Annotated in this window: 18 protein-coding genes; 10 read left to right on the forward strand and 8 right to left on the reverse strand. The window is 62.4% G+C overall.

Annotated elements, in window-relative coordinates:
* The first annotated feature begins 12 nt into the window (after window positions 1-12).
* The 4 genes from AACY31_RS17385 (at window position 13) to AACY31_RS17400 (ending at window position 3336) form a co-directional block, all read left to right on the forward strand.
* Entirely contained in the window at window positions 13-663 is a 651-nt protein-coding gene (locus AACY31_RS17385; protein ID WP_339480931.1) for an amino acid ABC transporter permease, read from the forward strand.
* Window positions 656-1378, forward strand: a complete 723-nt coding sequence (locus AACY31_RS17390; protein WP_339504874.1) for an amino acid ABC transporter ATP-binding protein — start codon at window positions 656-658, stop codon at window positions 1376-1378. Before AACY31_RS17385 ends, AACY31_RS17390 begins: the two co-directional genes overlap by 8 nt.
* A gap of 292 nt (window positions 1379-1670) precedes the next feature.
* On the forward strand, window positions 1671-2588 hold the full coding sequence (locus tag AACY31_RS17395) for a dihydrodipicolinate synthase family protein (protein ID WP_339480934.1): 918 nt from the start codon (window positions 1671-1673) through the stop codon (window positions 2586-2588).
* A 193-nt stretch (window positions 2589-2781) separates the two neighbouring features.
* Window positions 2782-3336, forward strand: coding sequence for a DinB family protein (locus AACY31_RS17400; protein WP_339480936.1), 555 nt, complete (start codon window positions 2782-2784; stop codon window positions 3334-3336).
* 69 nt (window positions 3337-3405) lie between these two features.
* Here the strand turns inward: AACY31_RS17400 and AACY31_RS17405 are convergent, their stop codons facing one another.
* From AACY31_RS17405 to AACY31_RS17425, 5 genes are all read right to left on the reverse strand, one after another.
* Entirely contained in the window at window positions 3406-4470 is a 1065-nt protein-coding gene (locus AACY31_RS17405; RefSeq protein WP_339480993.1) for a 2,3-butanediol dehydrogenase, read from the reverse strand.
* Window positions 4471-4554: 84 nt separating this feature from the next.
* The gene (locus AACY31_RS17410; RefSeq protein WP_339480938.1) at window positions 4555-5667 is read right to left on the reverse strand and encodes an acetoin dehydrogenase dihydrolipoyllysine-residue acetyltransferase subunit; all 1113 of its coding nucleotides are present in this window, start codon (window positions 5665-5667) and stop codon (window positions 4555-4557) included.
* On the reverse strand, window positions 5667-6683 hold the full coding sequence (locus tag AACY31_RS17415; RefSeq protein WP_339480940.1) for an alpha-ketoacid dehydrogenase subunit beta: 1017 nt from the start codon (window positions 6681-6683) through the stop codon (window positions 5667-5669). Before AACY31_RS17415 ends, AACY31_RS17410 begins: the two co-directional genes overlap by 1 nt.
* Window positions 6684-6719: 36 nt before the next feature.
* On the reverse strand, window positions 6720-7697 hold the full coding sequence (locus AACY31_RS17420) for a thiamine pyrophosphate-dependent dehydrogenase E1 component subunit alpha (RefSeq protein ID WP_339480942.1): 978 nt from the start codon (window positions 7695-7697) through the stop codon (window positions 6720-6722).
* A gap of 2 nt (window positions 7698-7699) precedes the next feature.
* Window positions 7700-8773: an ATP-NAD kinase family protein gene (locus AACY31_RS17425; protein ID WP_339480944.1), complete on the reverse strand. Its 1074-nt coding sequence runs from the start codon at window positions 8771-8773 to the stop codon at window positions 7700-7702.
* Window positions 8774-9115: 342 nt separating this feature from the next.
* On the opposite strand from AACY31_RS17425, the gene AACY31_RS17430 reads away from it, so the two are divergent.
* Window positions 9116-10981: a sigma-54-dependent Fis family transcriptional regulator gene (locus AACY31_RS17430; protein ID WP_339480946.1), complete on the forward strand. Its 1866-nt coding sequence runs from the start codon at window positions 9116-9118 to the stop codon at window positions 10979-10981.
* Window positions 10982-10985: 4 nt separating this feature from the next.
* Here AACY31_RS17430 and AACY31_RS17435 read toward each other — a convergent pair whose 3' ends face one another.
* The 3 genes from AACY31_RS17435 to AACY31_RS17445 form a co-directional block, all read right to left on the reverse strand.
* Window positions 10986-11315: a hypothetical protein gene (locus AACY31_RS17435; protein ID WP_339480948.1), complete on the reverse strand. Its 330-nt coding sequence runs from the start codon at window positions 11313-11315 to the stop codon at window positions 10986-10988.
* Between the two features lie 324 nt (window positions 11316-11639).
* On the reverse strand, window positions 11640-12851 hold the full coding sequence (locus AACY31_RS17440) for a cytochrome c biogenesis protein DipZ (RefSeq protein WP_339480949.1): 1212 nt from the start codon (window positions 12849-12851) through the stop codon (window positions 11640-11642).
* A gap of 200 nt (window positions 12852-13051) precedes the next feature.
* Complete coding sequence (locus AACY31_RS17445) at window positions 13052-13315, reverse strand: DUF2790 domain-containing protein (protein ID WP_339480950.1); 264 nt, start codon at window positions 13313-13315, stop codon at window positions 13052-13054.
* A 224-nt stretch (window positions 13316-13539) separates the two neighbouring features.
* Here AACY31_RS17445 and AACY31_RS17450 point away from each other — a divergent pair, with 224 nt between their 5' ends.
* The 5 genes from AACY31_RS17450 to AACY31_RS28955 all read left to right on the forward strand — a co-directional run bounded on the left by AACY31_RS17450 (window position 13540) and on the right by AACY31_RS28955 (window position 20415).
* On the forward strand, window positions 13540-14280 hold the full coding sequence (locus AACY31_RS17450) for a response regulator (RefSeq protein WP_003202589.1): 741 nt from the start codon (window positions 13540-13542) through the stop codon (window positions 14278-14280).
* Window positions 14277-15587, forward strand: coding sequence for a HAMP domain-containing sensor histidine kinase (locus AACY31_RS17455; protein ID WP_339480954.1), 1311 nt, complete (start codon window positions 14277-14279; stop codon window positions 15585-15587). Before AACY31_RS17450 ends, AACY31_RS17455 begins: the two co-directional genes overlap by 4 nt.
* Window positions 15588-15836: 249 nt before the next feature.
* Entirely contained in the window at window positions 15837-16460 is a 624-nt protein-coding gene (locus tag AACY31_RS17460) for a ferric reductase-like transmembrane domain-containing protein (RefSeq protein ID WP_339480955.1), read from the forward strand.
* Window positions 16461-16762: 302 nt separating this feature from the next.
* Complete coding sequence (locus tag AACY31_RS17465; protein ID WP_339480957.1) at window positions 16763-19336, forward strand: bifunctional diguanylate cyclase/phosphodiesterase; 2574 nt, start codon at window positions 16763-16765, stop codon at window positions 19334-19336.
* Between the two features lie 827 nt (window positions 19337-20163).
* Entirely contained in the window at window positions 20164-20415 is a 252-nt protein-coding gene (locus AACY31_RS28955) for a toxin-activating lysine-acyltransferase (protein WP_445261559.1), read from the forward strand.
* Window positions 20416-20513: the final 98 nt, after the last annotated feature.

Genomic DNA, 20513 nt, shown 5'->3' on the forward strand with positions numbered 1-20513 from the left:
GGAGGGTGCGTCATGTTTTCAACAAGCCTCAGCGTTAACGACCTGCTGTATTTGCTCGAGGGGGCCTGGGTCACGCTGCAACTGACCGTATGGTCGATCCTGCTGGGCACCCTGGCCGGTCTGCTGTTCGGCCTGTTGCGGGCGTTGTTACCGCGGGCCAGCCTGCCCCTGGCCTGGGTATTAGATGCCTTTCGCAGCGTGCCACTGCTGATCCAGTTCGTGCTGTTCAACGCCCTCAAGAGCATCGTCGGGCTGAACCTCAGCGCCTTCGCCGTCGGCTGCATCGTCCTTGGCGTCTATGCCGCCGCTTACTTCACCGAAATCGTCCGCAGTGGTGTGCTCGCGGTGCCGTTGAGCACCCGCCGGGCCAGTCGGTCGCTGGGCCTGAGCTATGTGCAGGACCTGCGGTTCATCGTCCTGCCAGTTGCCACACGGGTGGCCTTTCCCGGCTGGCTGAACCTGGTGCTGGGCGTGATGAAAGACACCGCGCTGGTGATGTGGATCGGCATCGTCGAATTGTTGCGGGCATCGCAAACCATCGTCACGCGCATTCAGGAACCCCTGCTGGTGCTGTGCATCGCGGGCCTCATTTACTACGTCATGAGCCTGGTGGTCGCCCGCCTTGGCGCACGTCTGGAGAGAAGGTGGCAGGAAAATGATTGAGATCGAAAACGTGCACAAATCCTTCGGTGACCTGGAAGTGGTCAAGGGTGTGAGCCTGACCGTGGACAAGGGCGAAGTGGTGTCGATCATCGGCGGTTCCGGCTCCGGCAAGTCGACCCTGCTGATGTGCATCAACGGCCTGGAACCGATCCAGAAAGGCAGCATTCGCGTGGACGGCATCGAGGTCCATGACCGCGCCACCGACCTCAATCACCTGCGGCAGAAGATCGGCATCGTGTTCCAGCAGTGGAACGCCTTCCCCCACCTGAGCGTGCTGGAAAACGTGATGCTGGCGCCGCGCAAGGTGCTGGGCAAGAGCCAACAGGACGCCGAGGCGCTGGCGGTGCAACAGCTTGAGCATGTGGGCCTGGGAGACAAACTCAAGGCCGTCCCCGGCAAACGTTCCGGCGGCCAACAGCAACGCATGGCCATCGCCCGGGCGCTGGCGATGTCGCCGGACTACATGCTCTTCGACGAAGCCACCTCGGCCCTCGACCCGCAACTGGTGGGCGAAGTGCTGGACACCATGCGCATGCTCGCCGAAGACGGCATGACCATGGTGCTGGTGACCCACGAAATCCGCTTCGCCCGAGACGTGTCCGACCGCGTGGCGTTTTTTTGCAATGGCCAAGTCCATGAGATCGGGCCGCCGGACCAGGTGATTGGCAATCCGGTGCAGCCGCAGACGGCGGCGTTCCTCAAGTCGGTGAAATAGCCGATGGCCTCATCGCGAGCAAGCTCACTCCCACATTGGTTTTGTGTACACAGCCCAATCCATGTGTCCACCACAAAACCCTGTGGGAGCGAGCTTGCTCGCGCTGGGCTCTGTAGGCGCTGGCGAAGGCTCGGGCCGCGTTCGGACGATCTTTTGATCTTTCGCTTGAGACTCAAGTGGTCGCAGCCTCGTTGCACTCGACAGCTTCTACACAGCTCCTACACAGCTCCTACAGGCAAAGCGGGAGCAGGCTTCCTCGCCACAAAAGCACTATCAAAACCGGAGATAACCCATGAGCAAACGCATCAACTGGAGCGGCGTCTTCCCTGCCGTCACCACCCAATTCAACGATGACTTTTCCATCAACCTGGAAAAAACCCACCAAGTGATTTCCAACGTCATTCGTGACGGTGTTTCCGGCCTGGTGGTCTGCGGCTCGGTGGGGGAAAACACTTCCTTAAGCGCCGAGGAAAAGATCGCCGTGACCGAAGTCGCGGTAGACGCTTCCCGTGGCCGCGTGCCGGTGATCTGCGGCGTGGCCGAATTCACCAGCGTGCAAGCCGCCAAGGTGGCCAACGCGGTGCGCAAGGTCGGCGTCGACGGGGTGATGTTGATGCCGGCGCTGGTCTATGGCTCCAAGCCATTCGAGACCGCCGAGCATTTCCGCTACGTGGCCCGGCATGCCGACGTGCCGTTGATGGTCTACAACAACCCGCCGATCTACAAGAATGACGTGACACCAGACATCCTGATTTCCCTGGCCGATTGCGACAACGTGGTGTGTTTCAAGGATTCCTCCGGTGACACCCGGCGCTTCATCGACGTGCGCAACGAAGTCGGCGACCGTTTTGTGTTGTTCGCAGGCCTCGATGACGTAGTGCTGGAAAGCCTCGCCGTGGGGGCCGAAGGTTGGGTCTCGGGCATGTCCAATGTGTTCCCGCAGGAAGGTGAGACCATTTTCCGTCTGGCCCGCGCCGGACGCTTCGCCGAAGCGCTGCCGATCTATGAATGGCTGATGCCGATCCTGCACCTGGACGCCCGCGCCGACCTGGTGCAATGCATCAAGCTGTGCGAAGCCATCGCCGGCCGTGGCAGCGCCCTCACCCGCCCACCCCGTCTGGCGCTGCCGGAAGCGGACCGGGTGTATGTGGAGCAGATCATGGCCAAGGCCATGGCCAATCGGCCGGTGTTGCCGGAGGTAGGGCTTTAAGGTCCGACCTAACCCGCAAGGCAGATGAAGTCCGCTCCCAAAGGGTTTTGTGGTGAATACACAAGAGTGAACCCATGCGACTCAACCTGTGGCGAGCCTGCTCGCGATAGCGGTCTGCCTGAGCCGGCTATGCTGGATGTGCCGACTCAATCGCGAGCAGGCTCGCTCCCACAGAGTATTGACGAGGCTTCCCATGAACTATTTCCTGGCCCAGGCCCTGAACAATCAATGGGCCAACCACAGGCTGCTCAGCGCCTGCGCGCAATTGAGCAAGGCCGAATACGACGCGCCGCGTACGGGGTTCTTCCCGTCCATACAAGCCACGCTTTGCCACATCCTGGAAGTGGACCGCTATTACCTCTGCGCCCTGGAAGGCGACCGCGACGGGCAGATAAAGGACTTTTCTGAAACCCTGGCCTTTGCCCAACTGAAGCAAAGCCAAACCCAAACCGATCAACGGCTGGTGGCGTTCTGCCAAGCCCTGCGGGAGAAAAACCTCGCCCGCTCCGTGGAGCTGGTGCGTGTCGACGGTGTGGTGCGCGAACGAATCGACCGGCTGCTGTTGCACCTGTTCGAACATCAGGTCCATCACCGCGGCCAGGTGCACTCGATGCTCAGTGGCGCCAGCATCAAGCCACCGCAGCTCGATGAGTTCTTCCTCGACTGCGACCGTACGTTTCGGCAGGAAGAAGAGCAGCAACTGCAACTCAACGAAAGGACCGTCTGGCAAGACTATCGGCCGGACTGAACGTCTCCCCTGGCCGAAAAAATGCGATGGCCGCTGCCGGCCATCGCCAATCGCCCACATCAGGCGCTCTCAGATCCGTGCGGGAGACACAATGATTTTCACGTTGTGCTCCTTGTTATTGACCAACTCCTCGAAGCCCTGGCCGACAATCTGCTCCAGCTGGATGCGTCCGGTCACCAGTGGGGAGATGTCCAGGCGTCCGTCGGCGATGAAGGCAATCACATCGGCGAACTCACCGTTGTAGGCCAGCGCGCCCAGCACTTGCTTCTCCGTGGAGACCAGCTCAAAGAAGTTGAACTCACTCGGTTCCTCGAAAATGCCCACCAACACACACTTGCCCGCCTTGCGGATCAGGTCGATGGCCAGTTTCGCGGTGTGCTTGTTACCGATGCATTCGAAACTGACATCGGCCCCCAGGCCAGCGGTCAGGCGCCGAACTTCGGCCAGGGCGTCGCATTCGTTCGGGTCGATCACATGGCTGGCCCCGACTTCCAGGGCCTTGGCCTTGCGCGCACCGGACATTTCCAAGGCAATCACCTGGGCCGCTCCGGCGGCCTTGGCGCACATGATGGTGCACAGGCCGATGGTGCCGGCGCCGACCACCACCACGTTCTGGCCCAGCAGGCTCCCGGCCTTTTTCACCGCATGCATGCCCACCGCCAAGGGCTCGATCAACGCACCGGCCTCGGCCGGGAAATCGGCGGGCAGTTTGTAAAGCAGGTTGGCGGGGACGTTGACCAGTTCGGCGAACGCACCGTTGTTCATCAGCCCGGTGAAGGCCAGGTTCTCGCAAATGTTGTAGAGCCCGTGGGTGCAGTAATAGCAGGTGCCGCAGTGCTGGCAGGCGTCCGCCGCCACTGGCTCACCGACAGTGAAGCCTTCGACGCCGGCGCCCAGTTCGACGATCTCGCCGCAGAACTCATGGCCGAGGATGCACTGGCCCTTGATCCCGGTCAGCGGGTGTGGCGCGTCCACCGGGATGAACACCGGCCCGGCCACGTATTCATGCAGGTCGGAGCCGCAGATGCCGCACCATTGCACGCGGATCTGCACCCAACCGGCGGGCGGCGAAACCGGCAGTGGCACGTCTTCGACGCGGATATCGTTGCGGCCATGCCAGACGGCGGCGCGCATACTGCGGGTCGGCGTGATTGAAACGTTCATAACGTTGTCTCCAGAAGTTTGTAGGGACGACGACGCATGTCGCCGTCCGCTTGATCAGTGCTGCTCAATGAACCCGAGGATCAGCCGGTTGACCTGCTCGGCCGCTTCCATCTGCACCATGTGGCCCTGGCCGGACAGCACCTCGACCTGGGCACTCAGCCCGTCGCTGTGGACCGCCGGGATGATCGCGTCATCGCTGCCCCAGATCACCAGAGTCGGTACGTGGCCGGTCTGCACCACCTCGCGCAAATCCACCTGTTGGCGGCCGTCGGCGAACAGCGTCGCTGACAGTTGCAGCAGCGCCACGTCCACGCCCTCCAGGCGCTTGTACTTGAGCATGTCGTCGAGCATCTGGCGGTTGACCAATTCGGCATTGGAAAACAGTTGCACCAGTTGCGGCTTGAGGGCGTTGCGGTTGGCCGCTTCGACAAAACCTTGCAGGTAGCTGCCGTTGATCTGCGCGCCCAGCCCAGCGCTGCCGATCAAGGTCAGCGACCGGACCCGCTGCGGCATCAGGCGTGCGACATTCAGCGATACCGCCCCCCCCATGGAATGCCCCACCAGATGCACAGCGTTGATGTCCAGATGATCGAGCAAGGCCAACACCACGCCGCTCAGTTCTTCCAGGTCGCCGCGTTGCAGGCTTTTCGAAGATTCGCCGTGGCCCGGCAGATCCAGCGCAATCACCCGACGCCCGGCGGCCAACGCCTCATGGTTGAAGAGCCAGTTGTTCAGGTCGCCGCCGAAACCATGCACCAGCAACAGTGGTGTGCCGCCCTCACCCCGCTCGAAATAGCGGATCACCCGGCCGTCCAACTCGACTTTCTGCGGTTTCGGCCCGCTGTCTTCATCGGCCGCATCGCCGGGCACGAACGTCGACTGAAACTGCTCAATGACCGCATCGATCTCGGCATCGCTGGCTTCACCGTCGACGACAATCCCGAGCAAGGCGCCGACCGCCAGGGTTTCGTCCTGGCGGGCAATCTGGCGGCGCAGGATTCCGGAAAACGGCGCTTCGACGCTGCTGGAGATTTTGTCGGTCTCTACATCCATCACTTCATCGCCCTTGGTGATGGCCTGGCCCTCCTCCTTGAGCCAGGCATCGACCCGGCCCTCGGTCATCGACAAGCCCCACTTGGGCATGGTCAGGGTATGAATCTGGCTCATCAGCGCTTGCTCCACTCGATCACGTTGAGCACGGCTTGTTCGATCTTCGCCGCGTCAGGGATGTACAGGTCTTCCAGGGCATCGGAAAACGGCACCGGGGTGTGCGGCGCGGTGACCATTTCAATCGGCGCCTTGAGTGCGCCAAAGGCTTTCTGCGCCACCAGCGCGGAAATATCGGTGGCCATGGAACAGCGTGGGTTGGCCTCGTCGATCACCACCAGGCGTCCGGTCTTCTCGACACTTTCCAGGATGCTGTCCTCGTCCAGCGGGCTGGTGGTGCGCAGGTCGATGACCTCGCAGTCGATGCCCCGCCCAGCCAGGTTGCGCGCCGCGTCCATCGCGGTGTTGACCATGCGCCCGTACGAGACCAGGGTCACGTCCTTGCCGTCGCGCAGGAAGTTGGCCTCGCCAAAGGGAATGGTATAGAGCTCTTCCGGCACCTCGCCCTGCATGCTGTAAAGCAACTTGTGCTCGCAGAAGATCACCGGGTCGTTGTCGCGGATCGCCTGGATCAGCAGGCCCTTGGCGTCGTAAGGCGATGACGGGCACACCACTTTGAGCCCCGGAATGTGCGTCCACAAGGACGTGAGCATCTGCGAATGCTGGGCGGCGGCGCGCAGGCCGGCGCCGACCATGGTGCGGATCACCAGGGGCGTGGAGGCCTTGCCGCCGAACATGTAGCGAAATTTCGCCGCCTGGTTGAGGATCTGGTCCAGGCAACACCCGGCAAAGTCGACGAACATCAGTTCGCACACCGGACGCACGCCGCAGGTGGCGGCTCCGACCGCCGCGCCGACATAACCGATTTCCGACAGCGGCGTGTCCAGCACGCGTCCGGGGAACTGGTCGTAAAGCCCCTTGGTAACGCCGAGCACGCCGCCCCAGGCGTCGTTTTCACCGGGCGCGCCGGCACCACCGGCCACGTCCTCACCCATGATGAAGACGCTGGTGTCGCGGCGCATTTCCTGGGCCAGGGCCTCGTTGATTGCCTGCTGATAGCTGATTTTTCTCGCCATGATGGAAGTCTCTATTGTTGTTATTCAGGGGGGCGTTCAGGGATAGCTGACGTAGACGTCGGTCAGCAGGTCCGCCGCGGAGGGCTTGGGATCGGATTTGGCCTTGTACACGGCGTTTTCAATCAGCATGTCCACGTCCTTGTCGATCTGGTCCAACTGCTCGGCGGTGAGTAAACCGGCCCGGGTGGTGCGCTCACGGAACTGCATCAGGCAATCCTGGTTCTCGCGAAAATGCTTGACCTCGTCGGGCGCCCGATAGGTTTGGGCGTCGCCCTCGAAGTGGCCGTAGTAGCGGGTCAGCTTGACCTCGATCAGCGACGGCCCTTCCCCGGCACGGGCGCGTTCGACGGCGGCTCCGGCGGCCTCATGCACAGCAAAGAAGTCAAAGCCATCCACCGTCACCCCGGGCATGCCGAACCCGGCCGCGCGGTCGGCGATGTGATCGCAGGCCACCGACCAATTGGAGGCGGTGGCTTCGGCGTAGCCATTGTTTTCGGCGATGAACAGGCACGGCAGGTTCCACACCGACGCCATGTTCATGGCCTCGAACACCGCGCCCTCGTTGGAGCCGCCGTCGCCGAAAAACACCACGGCGACGCTGTCGGTGCCCTTGAGCCGGGCCGCCAGCGCGGCGCCCACCACCAGCGGCGCGCCGGCACCGACAATGCCATTGGCGCCGAGCATGCCCTTCTCGAAGTCGGCGATGTGCATCGAACCGCCCTTGCCTTGGCAGACACCGGTTTTCTTGCCGTAGATCTCGGCCATCATCCCGTAGACATCCACGCCCTTGGCGATGCAATGGCCGTGACCACGGTGGTTGGACGCGATGCAATCGTCATCGCCCAGGTGGGCCATGACGCCGGCGGCCGAGGCTTCTTCGCCGGCATACAGGTGGACGAAACCGGGAATTTCGCCGGTGGCGAATTCCACGTGCAGGCGCTCTTCAAAGGCGCGGATGGTGCGCATCACCTGGTAGGCGTGCAGCAGTTGATCGTGGGTGAGCGGTGTCGACATTTTTATTCTCCTGGGGTGTCTTCTTGAAGATTCAGAGGGTGTTGCGGGTGTTCGCGGCCGATGGCCAGCAAACGGTGTTGCGCGGCGTAGGCCAGCACCGCGTTGACGTCGATGCTCAGCGGCCCCCCGGCATCAAGGGTGACCGTGGGCCGGTCCTGCGCGTTGAATTCGATTTCCCGTTCGCCATCCAGGGCCAGGGTGCCGCAGGAAAGGGACAGGCCGTGGGCGATGCCAGGTTCCAGGGGCCCGGCGGCGAGCACGCCACAGCCTTGCAGCAGCCCTGGCGCAAGCGGCACCAGCAGCGCTTCGGGTGATTGCGGGTCCAGGCGCATCCAGGCGCCACCCGGTGCCTGGCGTGACACCGCAAACCACAAGCCGCACAGCGCCGACAGGCCAATGGATTGCGGTTCGGCGAAGGTCACGAAGACTTCGGCCAGGTCCTGTGCGCGACTGATCGCCCGGGCGCCGACAAACCGCAGCGGCGACACGGCGACGTCCACCAGGGCGACTTCGCGCAAGCCACGTCCGGCATCGCAGACCAACAAGCGTTTGTTGCGGCGCAAGCCGATCTGGGCCGGTACCCGGCCACTGGCGTACAAGCCTCCGGCCAAACCGGCACTGGTGGCCTCGCGCAGTTCGGGAAAGGCGTTGTTGGTGCCGGTGGACAGCGTCAGCAACGGGATGTCCCCCACTTCGGCGGCCACCGCCTTGTGAGTGCCGTCGCCGCCAAGCACGGCGATCAGCGCCACCTCGCGCTCGGCCATCAGACGCGCGGCCCGGCGGGTGTCTTCGACGGTCTGGCGCAGGGTCAGGTCGAGAAACTCCAGGGCCGGCCAGTGACTGCGTCGGGCCTGGCGGCTGTGGCTGTTCTTCAGCACGGCGGCGGCCATGCCAATCATGTCGGTGGGCATCAACACCTGCTCGATGCCAGTGGCGCCGAAGGCGGCCAGCAAGCGCTGGATCACCGAGACCTTGTCAGTGCTGGAGAACAGCCCGGCATTGGCGGTCAGGCGCCGTACGTCACGGCCCGACGCGGGGTTGGCGATGATGCCCACGGTCAATGGCCGGCGACTCATGACGCCACCGTGGATGGGACAGACAAACAGCCTGGGCAGGAAACCATAGACACCTCGTTGTTATTATTGGATGCCCCGTCGGGCGGGCCCCAGAGGTAGAGCAAGGGCGGTGCCAGTTACAGGAAAAAACCCCGAAACGACCGGAACAGAGCGGTCCATCCGTGATTTTCGATGAACCTAACCGAGCCCCGGTGAGACGCCCCATGTCAGCCTGCACGAGGTTGCGGCGAGACACTGAGACGTGGCGTCTCACACCGCTCGAACAACCCGTCGAGCTTGTCTGCATCCGGCGAACGGCGCTTAATGTGCGCACAACGATAAGAAGCTGAATCGGAGGCCCCTATGCTTTCCGCTCACTCCCGGGCGCACGTGGATTGCGTCAGCCGCGTGGTGAAAAACGCGAACCAATTGCCACAACTGCCCGTCCCGGACCTGATCCTTGACTCCTGGCGCCGGTCCATGGAGCAACATCACCTGGACCCCGGTTCGCTGCAGGGTCCGCGCATCCTGTCCCAGGACGTGCTCAAGCAATGCCGTGAGCGCTCCGAGCTGTTCCTCAATATCGCCAGCGAAGAAGTGGCGCGCCTGCATGGCCGGGTCCGCGATGCCGACTACTGCGTGCTACTGACCGATGCCCAGGGCCAGACCATCGACTACCGAGTGGAAACCACGATTCGCAATGACTGCCGCAAGGCCGGGCTGTACCTGGGCACCTGTTGGTCGGAGGGCGAGGAAGGCACTTGCGGCGTGGCGGCGGTGCTCACGGCCAAGGCCCCGGTGACGGTGCACAAGCGCGACCATTTCCGAGCGGCGTTCATTGGCCTGACCTGCTCCGCCGCACCGGTCTTCGATCCCCAGGGTGAATTGCTCGGTGTGCTGGACGTCTCGGCGGTGCGCTCGCCGGATGATCGGCGCTCGCAGCACCTGATCCGGCAAATGGTGGTGCAGAGCGCCCGGGAGATCGAACAGGCGTTTTTCATGAGCAGCGCCCAGGGTTACTGGGTGCTGCGGGCCCATCGCAACGCCGGCTACGTCGACAGCCAGCCGGACTTCCTGTTCGCCTGGGACGATGACGGTTGCCTGCAAGCCTTGAACCCGGCCGCCCGCCAGTATCTGCTGCATCATTACGGGCAGTTGCCGCAACACATCGGCCAGGTGTTCGACCAGCAACTGCTGCACCGTGCCCGGGACGAAAGCCTCTGCTCGCTTGATCACGCCATGCACGGGCGTTTGAGCGCGCCACGCCAGCGGGCCAGCGCGCGTCCGCGAGTGGTGATGACCCCATTGGAAATCGATCCACGCCTGGCCGACAGCCTGCGCCTGGCGGTGCGGGTCAAAGATCGCAACCTGCCGGTGCTGATCCAGGGCGAAACCGGTTCCGGCAAGGAAGTGTTCGCCCGCCAGTTGCACCAGGCCAGCCAGCGCCGTGATCGCCCTTTCGTGGCGTTGAACTGCGCCGCTATTCCCGAAAGCCTGATCGAAAGCGAATTGTTCGGCTATGTCGCCGGCGCCTTCACCGGTGCCTCGGCCAAAGGCATGCAGGGCCTGTTGCAACAGGCCGATGGCGGCACCTTGTTCCTGGATGAAATCGGCGACATGCCGCTGGCCTTGCAGACCCGCCTGCTACGCGTTTTGGCCGAGGGTGAAGTGGCGCCACTGGGCGCGTCCCGCCGCAAGGCCGTGGACATCCAGGTGATCTGCGCCACCCACCGCGACCTGGAGACCCTGGTGACCGCCGGCGAGTTTCGCGAAGATTTGTATTTCCGCCTCGGCGGCGCGCGCTTCCAGCTGCCACCGTTGCGCGAACGCAGCGACCGGCTGGTGTTGATCAATCGAATTCTTGCCGAGGAGGCGGCGCTGTGCGGGGCAACAGTGCAATTGAGCAGCGCGGCCCTGGAATGCCTGCTCGGTTATCGCTGGCCGGGCAATGTGCGCCAGTTGCGCCATGTGCTGCGCTATGCGTGCGCGGTGTGCGAAGCCAACGTGGTCCAGCTCAGCCACCTGCCCGAGTCAATGCATCGCTCAGACGCCGCCGATCACGGGCCGGAGCCGAGCGCCAGCCCGGAACGCCAGGCACTGCTCGATGCCCTGGTGCGTCACCGCTGGAAACCCACCGCCGCCGCCCGGGCCCTGGGCATTTCCCGGGCGACCCTGTATCGACGGGTAAACCTGCATGGCATCGAGATGCCAGGCCGCAGCCCGGCCTGAGGGCCTATCGTCGTGCCCGTTCATGGCGGACACATTGTTCGTAGTAGGTCTGCTTGACCGCGACCGGCTTGAGACGCGAGGCGCTGTTGTAGGTCTGCTCGGTAATGCCCAGGGCGGTCATGCGCATCCAGGGTCGGGCAAACTTGCGCACTTGCAGCTTCTTGCGCGCACCGTACAGGCTGACGCCAGAAAGCTTCGACGCCTGCGCCCCTGCCGCGATGTCCGCCCCCCAGCGGCACACCGACTGCTGGTTTTGCGTCAGCGCCCGAGCCCGGGCCTCAAACGAGACGGCGGCCAGGAGAAATGTCGCTACGACCCACATAGAAATACGCATAGGTTTGTCGCCCAACTTTCTGAAAAGAAAGAAGTTTGACTGTATGTAACTGAGCAAGGGGCCAGCATTTTCACGCCATTCTCGAATTCGCATGCACGCCTGTGACGAAGGCGCTTGCTCCCGCTGGGTTTGCGTAGGAGCTGCCGAAGGCTGCGATCTTTTGATCTTTTGATCTTTCGCTTGAGGCTCAAGTGTCTAGGGGAAGATCGCAGCCTCGTTGCACTCGACAGCTCCACAGCTCCACAGCTCCTACACAGTTCTACACAGTTCCACACAGTTCCACACAGTTCCACACGGCTCCTTGACTCTGCGGGAGCACAGGGGTCATTGGCCCGTCTTTGCCTCCTGCAACAACCGTTGGATCACCTGTTCCTGTTCGCCATAGCGTCCTTCGCCAAAGTGGCTGTAGCGCACCTGCCCCTTGGCATCGATGAAGTAATGGGCCGGCCAATACTGGTTGTTGAAGGCGCGCCAGATCGCATACTGATTGTCGATCGCCACCGGGTAGTGGATGTCCAGCTTGCGCACCTGTTCGCGCACGTTGTCGATGATTTTCTCGTAGCCGTACTCCGGGGTGTGGACACCGATCACCACCAATCCGTCCTTTTCATACTTCTTCGCCCAACCGTTCACATAGGGCAAGGTGTGCTGGCAGTTGATGCAGTCGTAGGTCCAGAAGTCCACCAGCACCACCTTGCCCCTGAGTGATTCGCTGCTCAGCGGGGGTGAGTTCAACCACTGCACCGCACCGTCCAGCGAAGGCATGGCCCCCAGGGCGTCGAGGGTCGGCATGGCGCTTGCGCCAGCCTTGCTGACCACGTAATCGATGGCCTTGGGTACATTCTTGAGCAGGCTTTGCTCCAAGGTCGCAGCCCCTTGGGAAGAGGTACTGGCCAACAGACGATCATCGGCACCGGTGCCGATCGCCACGGCCGCCAGCAACACCAGCGCTCCCGTTCCCCGGCGCAACCAGGTGGTGATCGGCAGCGAGAGTTTCAGGCGTCCGACCAGTCCGCGCCCGGCCAGGATCAGCGTTCCCAAGGACAAGGCACTGCCCAGGCCGTAGGCGAGCAACAACAGGCTGGTTTGTGCGCTGGCGCCTTGCAGCATGGCCCCGGTCAGGATCACCCCGAGTATCGGTCCGGCGCACGGTGCCCAGAGCAGCCCGGTGGCGACCCCGATCAGCACTGAAGCCACAGGCCCGGCCATCCGCCCGGCGCCGGCGTCCAGGCGATTGCCCAGGCTGACCAGCGGCCGCGCCAACCAGGTGCCGACCCGACTGAAGATCAGTGACAAGGCAAACACCACCATCACCACCAAGGCGACTTGCCGGCCGACGCTGCTGGCTCGCAGCACCCACTCGCTGCTGACTACTGCCAGGCTGGCGACCAGGGCAAACGTCAGCACCATACCGCCAAGGGTCAGCAGCACCGAGCCACGGGAGCGATCGGCCCGGGCAAACAGAAACGGCACCACTGGAAGAATACAGGGGCTGAGGATCGTCAGGATCCCGCCGAGAAAAGCGATCAGAAGCATGGCAACACCTCAATATAAAAGGCTGACGTAAACCCCATGGCGAGGGAGCCTGCTCCCGCTGGGGCGTAGGAGCTGTCGAGTGCAACGAGGCTGCGATCTTTCCAAAAACACTTGAATCTCAAGCGAAAGATCAAAAGATCGCAGCCTCCGGCAGCTCCTACACACGCCCAGCGGGAGCACTCCCTCGTCACAAAAGAAGGTCAGTTCTGGTTACTGCAGTTATCGGAAAGCTTGCGATAGTCCAGCGCCTGCTTGTGGCCTGCCGAATCCAGGTAGGTCATCTGGGCGTTGACCACACCGCAGGCCGGGTTGGCGTCTTCGCTAAGGGACAGCACCTTCTGGATGTCCAGGTGGGTGCCGTAGGTGTAGGTCTGCGCCTGAACGTTGCTTTCGGCCCGGGCCGACAGCGTGCAAATGTTCAGAGCAGCAAAAAGACAGGCGGCGTAAATGGCTTGGCGGTTCATGGGAGCTCCTCGATTCAATGGGGTTTATCTGCCGAGGCCTGCTGTATTGCCTCGATGGGCGCCATTGAATGCCGCCCAGGTATCACGCCTGTATCGAGCCAGGTGGCTTTTTGCATCGCTGTGTATCCGTCGCGCACCAGATACACTGCAATACAAACCGCCGCGAGCCGTGCCGGCCGGCGCCTGTAGACTGATCACAACGAAACGCCGAGGAGCTGGGCACCATGGATCATGTCGATCACGTGTTGATAGTGGATGACGACCGCGAGATCAGAGAGCTGGTTGGCAACTACCTGAAAAAGAACGGCCTGCGCACCACTGTTGTTGCCGATGGCCGGCAAATGCGCGCCTTCCTGGAAACCACCCCGGTGGACCTGATCGTGCTGGACATCATGATGCCCGGCGACGACGGCCTGGTGCTGTGCCGGGAGCTGCGTGCCGGCAAGCACAAGGCCACACCGGTACTGATGCTCACCGCGCGCAACGACGAAACCGACCGCATCATCGGCCTGGAAATGGGCGCCGACGATTACCTGGTCAAGCCCTTCGCCGCCCGTGAACTGCTGGCGCGCATCAATGCCGTGCTGCGTCGCACCCGCATGCTACCGCCCAACCTGGTGGTCACCGAAAGCGGGCGCCTGCTGGCGTTCGGACGCTGGCGCCTGGACACCACCGCCCGCCACCTGCTGGACACCGACGGCACCATGGTTGCCTTGAGCGGCGCCGAATATCGCTTGTTGCGGGTATTCCTCGACCATCCACAACGGGTGCTCAACCGCGACCAGTTGCTTAACCTGACCCAGGGCCGGGACGCCGACCTGTTCGATCGCTCCATCGACCTGCTGGTCAGCCGTCTGCGCCAGCGCCTGCTGGATGATGCCCGGGAGCCGGCCTACATCAAGACCGTGCGCAGCGAAGGCTACGTGTTCTCGCTGCCGGTGGAGATCCTCGAGGCCTCGGTATGAGCCTGCCGCAGCCCTGGCCGCGTACGCTGACCTCGAGGCTGTCGCTGATCTTCCTGATCGGCCTGATCCTGGCCCAGGGGCTGTCCTTCGGCGTCCAGTACTACGAGCGTTACCAGAGCGCCAAGTCGACCATGCTCGGCAACCTGGAAACCGACGTCTCGACCTCCGTCGCCATTCTTGACCGCCTGCCTGTCGCCGAACGCCGAGCCTGGCTGCCGACACTCGCCCGTCGCAACTATGGCTACCGGCTCGACGAAGGCCAGCCCGGCCAACCGATGGATCTTGCCGACGCGCCGATCTCGGTCAGTTCGATCCAGGAAGCCATCGGCCAGGCCTATGGGCTGACGTTCAAGCAGATTCCCGGGCCGAAAATGCACTATCAGGCGCACCTGCGCCTGGGGGACGGCAGCCCGCTGACCATCGACGTACGCCCGGCGATGACGCCCCTCTCCCCCTGGCTCCCGGTGGTGTTGCTGGGGCAGTTGGCGCTGTTGATCGGCTGCACCTGGCTGGCCGTACGCCTCGCCGTCGGCCCACTGACCCGGCTGGCCCAGGCGGTGGAAACCCTCGACCCGAACGCCCACAGCGTACGCCTGGACGAGAAAGGCCCGAGCGAAGTGGTGCATGCCGCCAAAGCGTTCAATGCCATGCAGGACCGCATCGCGGCCTACCTCAAGGAGCGCATGCAGTTGCTGGCGGCGATTTCCCACGACTTGCAGACCCCCATCACGCGCATGAAGCTGCGCGCCGAATTCATGGACGAGGGGATCGAGAAGGACAAGCTGTGGAGCGACTTGAGTGAAATGGAGCACCTGGTGCGTGAAGGCGTGGCCTATGCCCGCAGCATCCACGGCGCCACCGAGGCCAGTTGCCGGATCAGCCTGGATGCGTTCCTCGACAGCCTGGCGTTCGACTACCAGGACACGGGCAAGGACGTGCAATTGTCCGGAAAAAACGCCGCCATCATCGACACCCGCCCCCATGCCCTGCGGCGGGTGCTGGTCAACTTGGTGGACAACGCCTTGAAGTTTGGCGGCGCGGCGCAGATCCACGTGCAGCTGGCCGACCACGGGCAATTGGCGATTCAGGTACTGGACCGCGGTCCCGGGATCAACGAGCAGGAACTGGCCGAAGTGCTCAAGCCGTTTTATCGGGTGGAAAGCTCACGCAACCGGGAAACCGGCGGCACCGGCCTGGGCTTGGCCATTGCCCAGCAACTGGCGATCGCCATGGGCGGCTCACTGACCCTGAGCAACCGCGACGGCGGCGGCCTGTGCGCCGAGTTGCGCCTGGCATTCGCAAGCTGACACGGCCTCTGTGGGAGCTTGCTTGCTCGCGATGGCGGTGTGTCTGCCAGCATCTGTTCAACTGACCCACAGGGGTTTGGCATCCGGTTGGGATGCGGTTTTGTATACCTGTGTGTCTGCCGCTGATCGGCATACACACACTTGCACAATCGTGCGTTGCGGACACACTCCGCTGACACCTGTTTGAAAGACTCCCCCGTGTTCCCGGCTGCTGTCACGACCGGGCCTCACCCTCCACGGAGCCTTTACATGCCTATCGCAACTGCATCCCCCTTTCGTTATCAGGGCTGGTCGCTGTTCAGCCTGCTCGCCGCCTTGGTGCTGTTGATGACCGGGTTGATCCTGGTGCTCAACCCGGACCTGACCGAAGGCGTGCGCAGTGCCATTCGCGCCACAGCGCGCTCGTCCTTTATCTTGTTCCTGCTGGCCTTTACCGCCTCGGCATTCGCGGTGCTGGTGCCCTCGCCCCTGAGCCGGTCGCTGGTGCGCGAACGGCGCTTCATCGGGCTGGCCTTTGCGTTTTCCCATCTGGTCCATGCCGTGCTGATCTACAGCTACGGCCAGCTCAATCCCGAGTTCTGGCCCGGCCGCACTCCCCTTGGCAACGTGCCTGGCACCGTGGGTTACGTGTTCATCCTGCTGCTGGCGCTGACCTCGTTCAAAAACACCACGCGCCTGATCGGTTTCAAGGCCTGGAAGCGCCTGCATGTCACCGGCATGTGGGTACTGGCGGCGATCTTTGCCTATTCCAATTTCAAACGCATCCCCATGAGCGCCTGGTATGTGCTGCCCTTCGGCCTGATCTGCGCCGCCACCGCCATCCGTCTGGTGGGCAAGCTGGCCCAGGCCACCCAGCGACGCCAACGGCCGTAACACGCGGCTTGAGCCCTGGGGAATCGATCATGTATTCAAATGTTTTGAAAACGCTGCGCCTGCATCTCGATGACCAACAAGGGACACGGCAACTTCAAGCTGCTGCTGATCTACCTGGTGACCTTGCTGCCGTTGGTGCGGCAAGGGCTGGGAAGTTGGGCGTGAATGCTGGGCTTCAGACCCGCACATGACGCAGGGCCCCATGTCCGCGAGTCCCTGTGATCACGACTAAGTAAATCAGCCCACCCGCCGATATAAAACAGGTGCGGGTGAAATCGCTTTTTGGCTGATGACTTATTTTTATGACTGAAATTTCTGGCAATGGCTCGACTGTCCTTTCCCCGGGTTCGCCAACCCGAAGTTTCACCCGTCGCACTTTCCCGGCCATCATGCTCCTGCTGTTTGTCATGTCTGCACTGGCGATCGCCGTGCTGCTCAACATCACCGGCGCCCAGGACCGCAGCGCCCGTGAACAGAGCCTGTTTTTCGCCCAGCGGGCCATCGAGGGGATCCGCACGGGTATCGGACGGGACCTGAGTGATTACTCCAAATGGAGCGAAGCCTACCGGCACCTGCATGTCAGCGTCGACAAGGAATGGGCCTACGACCAGGAAAACGTCGGCAGTAGCGTTTTTTCGCTCTATGGCTACCAGGCCGTGTTTGTCATTTCCCCTGCCGGCAAGACCGTCTATTCGGTGATCGATGGACAGATGAGTGACGTCGATGCCGAGACTTGGCTGGCCGGCGACCTGCCAGCGCTGTGGAAAAAGGCCCGCGCCGCACAAAACCACGACGAAGTGGTCGTCGAGATGCTCCATCACGACGACGCCCCTGCGTTTGTGGCCACGTCCGTCATCACTATCGGCACGGATAGCAGCGTGCCCGAAATCCCCGGCCCGCCCAGCCTGATGCTCTTCGTCAAGGTCCTTGATCCCGGAGCCCTGGAAGACCTGGCGCGCGACTTCGCCCTGCCCGACGCTCATATCGCCAGGACTCCCGGCCCAGCCGATACCGCCCAGCTACTGCTCGACGACCTGACCCGGGAGGCCCTGGCCTGGCGACCGCAGACACCGGGCCAGGACCTGCGCAAGATCCTCCTGCCCCTGCTGGTCCTGGCGTTACTGGTGTTGGGGGTTCTGGCGCTGGCCGTTCTGCACCACGCCCTGGCCATGCTCCGCGCCCAGGAACGCCAGTACGCCAGCCTGCTGGCTCACCGCAAGGCATTGGAACGCAGTGAGGAACGTTTCCGCGACATTGCCGAAGTGTCCTCCGACTGGTTGTGGGAGGTCGACTCGACCGGGACGCTGACCTACCTGTCGGAACGCTTCGAACAAGTGACCGGCTTCAGCCCCACGGAGTGGCTGGGTAAACCTCTGCACCGGCTGCTTCACCCCCATGGTGGCTCGATCTCGATTGCCCAATGGCTGCTCGGCGGTGCCAACAGCGTCTCCTCGGCGCCGCTGCTGTGCGAGTACACCGCGCGCAACCAGCGAATCCGTACCTGCAAACTCTCGGTGCGGGCCATCGAAGCTGGCACCCTGGGGTTTCGCGGCACGGCCACTGACATCACCGACGAATTAAGGGCACTGGCCCAGATCAAGCACCTTTCCCTGCATGATCCACTGACCGGGCTGGCCAACCGCAACCGCTTGTTCGATTGCCTGCGCGAACACCTGGACCGATCCGATCGCCCGCCCCTCGCGCTACTGAACCTGGACATGGACCGTTTCAAGCCGGTCAACGACTCCCTCGGGCATGCCGTCGGCGATAAAGTGCTCAAGGAAGTGGCGCATATCCTCCAACAAAACGTGCGCGGCACCGATCTGGTGGCACGTCTGGGCGGTGATGAGTTTGTCATTGTCATGCCCGACCCGGGCGATGTCGGCGATCTCGATCAACTCTGTGAACGGCTGATCGATTGCATGCAACGGCCCATGCACCTGGACGGCAATACCCTGTACCTGGGAGTGAGCATCGGCGTTGCCTGGGCGCAGCCCGCAGACCAACGTGCCGATGAACTGCTGCGCCACGCCGACATCGCCTTGTATGCGGCCAAGGCAGCCGGTCGCAACACCTGGCGCGTGTATGTGGAAGCCATGGGCAACCTGGCCCGCGACCGGCGGCAATACGAACAACAACTGCGCGACGCCATGCAACGGGATCAACTGGAACTGCGCTACTTGCCTCGCTTCGACGTGAGCGCCGAACAACTGCACGGTTTCGAAGCCCAGACCTTCTGGCACCACCCCGAGAAAGGTGAGCTGGGTGGGGCCGACTTCATACCGGTGGCCGAAACCTCGGGCCAGCTTGAAGAACTGGGCACCTGGATACTGATCAATGTCTGTGAAGAGGCCGTCACCTGGCCGAGCGCTGTCAATGTCTCCATCGCGGTTTCACCCCGGTGGTTCAACAGCAGCTTCCTGCTCAACCAGGTGCAGACTGCCCTCGGAGCGAGCGGCCTGGCGCCCCACCGGCTGACCCTGGAAGTGGCCGAAGGGGTCCTGCTGACCGACCACAAGACCGTCGCCTGCACCCTACATGCGCTCAAGGACCTCGGTGTGCGGATCAATATCGACAAGTTCGGCACCAGCATCGCCTCCCTTCGCGAAGTACTGGACCAGCGGTTCGATGGCATCCGCTTCGATCGCAACATCCTCACGCAACTGGGCCTTGAGGACGACAAGGAAGGCGTCCTGGCGATGATCCGATTGAGCCGCAGCGTAGGGCTCATGGTCACCGCCGAAGGCATCGAAAACGCGCGGCAATTCAGCCAACTGCGCAACGTGGCCTGCGACCATGTCCAAGGCCCCTACTTCGGTGCCGCCCTGGCCCGCTCGGAAATGGCCTCGTTCTTCACCACGCCGCGGTGGTTGTAACCCACCTCCCCACCGCTATCGCGAGCAAGCTCGCGATGAGGCCAGCACTGCCAACATCGCCGCAAGCTGAATTCCCCCTACAAACTCAACCGCCCCCGCTCCTCCTCCGTCAGCCGCTGGCGGTTCTGTTCATCCAAAGGAATTAACCGGGGTACCGGCAGGCTGGTTGATCGAAGCGGGTGCGTTGGTCAGGAAAGCGGTCTTGCCGACAGACGTGGCAGAGGCGAAGCGTCGTTGCAGAGTCTCTCAGGCAGGACCGTCCTGGCGCTCGGTCCTGTGCCGATGGCGATGGGGTGAGGCCATGGCTTAGAAATTTGCAGCTTCCGGTGAGAGATAAAAGAAAAAACCTGGGGAGTTGCGGGCTGTTTTCAGGTGTCTTTCTCGGGTGTTCGAGGGCTCTGGACCGTGGGTTCAGGCGGATTTTCAGGAGCACGGCAGGCGCTAGCCGTGGAGGTGGCGGCGCAGGGTTGCCGGGCAGCGGAAGATGACAGAACGAGGAACCCGAGTTTGGCGCGGGCAAGGCTCGGGAGGCGAGGCTATACAGGAAAAAATTAAACGATGACCCCCTACACCTGTAGGGTCGTCAGCTATCGGTTTTCGAAGCTAATGTGTCCACCAATCGTTTCCACCGTGCTTGTGCAGCTGGAATTTTCGTGGCATCCGGGAGCGTCGGATGGAGTCACTAAGGCTAGGAGCCTTTTCATGTCAATGACAAACCGTTTTCGTCTGGTTACTCAGTGCCTAAACAACGCTATTGAAAAAAGGCCGAGGCACTCGGCTATGCCAACTTGATTATGTTCATGTGCAGCCGTTCTCATATGTTTCAGATGCGTACGCTGCATTTTTGGTTGGTACCCGCAATTGATCATCAGCAGATTGTATTTTTCTTTGACACCACAGCAAGGCCTATGGGCTATGTTACGTGGGCATATTTAGCACCGGATGCTGAGCTGCGAATGCTGACGGATCCCAACTTTCTGCTACACCCGTCAGAATGGAATGAAGGGGGGCGGACATGGATAATCGATTTTTGTTTTCCCTCTGGTGGCGCTAAGGAAACTCTGAAAAAGACTTCCTGATTAGGCAAAATCACCGGACACCAGTCGCCGAGCTTTTCAATGATGAAACAGATGACCTTCGCCGATGCCGAGTACGCCGGCAAGCGCAAGCAGACCCG

It is taken from the genome of Pseudomonas sp. RL_105y_Pfl2_101 (genome assembly GCF_963970585.1).
In the GTDB taxonomy this organism is placed as follows: Bacteria; Pseudomonadota; Gammaproteobacteria; order Pseudomonadales; family Pseudomonadaceae; genus Aquipseudomonas.

Bases quoted from the DNA above. Each gene is read 5' to 3' on its own strand.
- AACY31_RS17385 (WP_339480931.1), top strand. From the start codon at position 13: ATGTTTTCAACAAGCCTCAGCGTTAACGACCTGCTGTATTTGCTCGAG.
- AACY31_RS17460 (WP_339480955.1), top strand. From the start codon at position 15,837: ATGCCTATCGCAACTGCATCCCCCTTTCGTTATCAGGGCTGGTCGCTG.
- AACY31_RS17435 (WP_339480948.1), bottom strand. From the start codon at position 11,315: ATGCGTATTTCTATGTGGGTCGTAGCGACATTTCTCCTGGCCGCCGTC.
- AACY31_RS17425 (WP_339480944.1), bottom strand. From the start codon at position 8,773: ATGAGTCGCCGGCCATTGACCGTGGGCATCATCGCCAACCCCGCGTCG.
- AACY31_RS17395 (WP_339480934.1), top strand. From the start codon at position 1,671: ATGAGCAAACGCATCAACTGGAGCGGCGTCTTCCCTGCCGTCACCACC.
- AACY31_RS17410 (WP_339480938.1), bottom strand. From the start codon at position 5,667: ATGAGCCAGATTCATACCCTGACCATGCCCAAGTGGGGCTTGTCGATG.
- AACY31_RS17445 (WP_339480950.1), bottom strand. From the start codon at position 13,315: ATGAACCGCCAAGCCATTTACGCCGCCTGTCTTTTTGCTGCTCTGAAC.
- AACY31_RS17455 (WP_339480954.1), top strand. From the start codon at position 14,277: ATGAGCCTGCCGCAGCCCTGGCCGCGTACGCTGACCTCGAGGCTGTCG.
- AACY31_RS17450 (WP_003202589.1), top strand. From the start codon at position 13,540: ATGGATCATGTCGATCACGTGTTGATAGTGGATGACGACCGCGAGATC.
- AACY31_RS17440 (WP_339480949.1), bottom strand. From the start codon at position 12,851: ATGCTTCTGATCGCTTTTCTCGGCGGGATCCTGACGATCCTCAGCCCC.
- AACY31_RS17405 (WP_339480993.1), bottom strand. From the start codon at position 4,470: ATGCGCGCCGCCGTCTGGCATGGCCGCAACGATATCCGCGTCGAAGAC.
- AACY31_RS17465 (WP_339480957.1), top strand. From the start codon at position 16,763: ATGACTGAAATTTCTGGCAATGGCTCGACTGTCCTTTCCCCGGGTTCG.
- AACY31_RS28955 (WP_445261559.1), top strand. From the start codon at position 20,164: ATGCGTACGCTGCATTTTTGGTTGGTACCCGCAATTGATCATCAGCAG.
- AACY31_RS17415 (WP_339480940.1), bottom strand. From the start codon at position 6,683: ATGGCGAGAAAAATCAGCTATCAGCAGGCAATCAACGAGGCCCTGGCC.
- AACY31_RS17420 (WP_339480942.1), bottom strand. From the start codon at position 7,697: ATGTCGACACCGCTCACCCACGATCAACTGCTGCACGCCTACCAGGTG.
- AACY31_RS17430 (WP_339480946.1), top strand. From the start codon at position 9,116: ATGCTTTCCGCTCACTCCCGGGCGCACGTGGATTGCGTCAGCCGCGTG.
- AACY31_RS17400 (WP_339480936.1), top strand. From the start codon at position 2,782: ATGAACTATTTCCTGGCCCAGGCCCTGAACAATCAATGGGCCAACCAC.
- AACY31_RS17390 (WP_339504874.1), top strand. From the start codon at position 656: ATGATTGAGATCGAAAACGTGCACAAATCCTTCGGTGACCTGGAAGTG.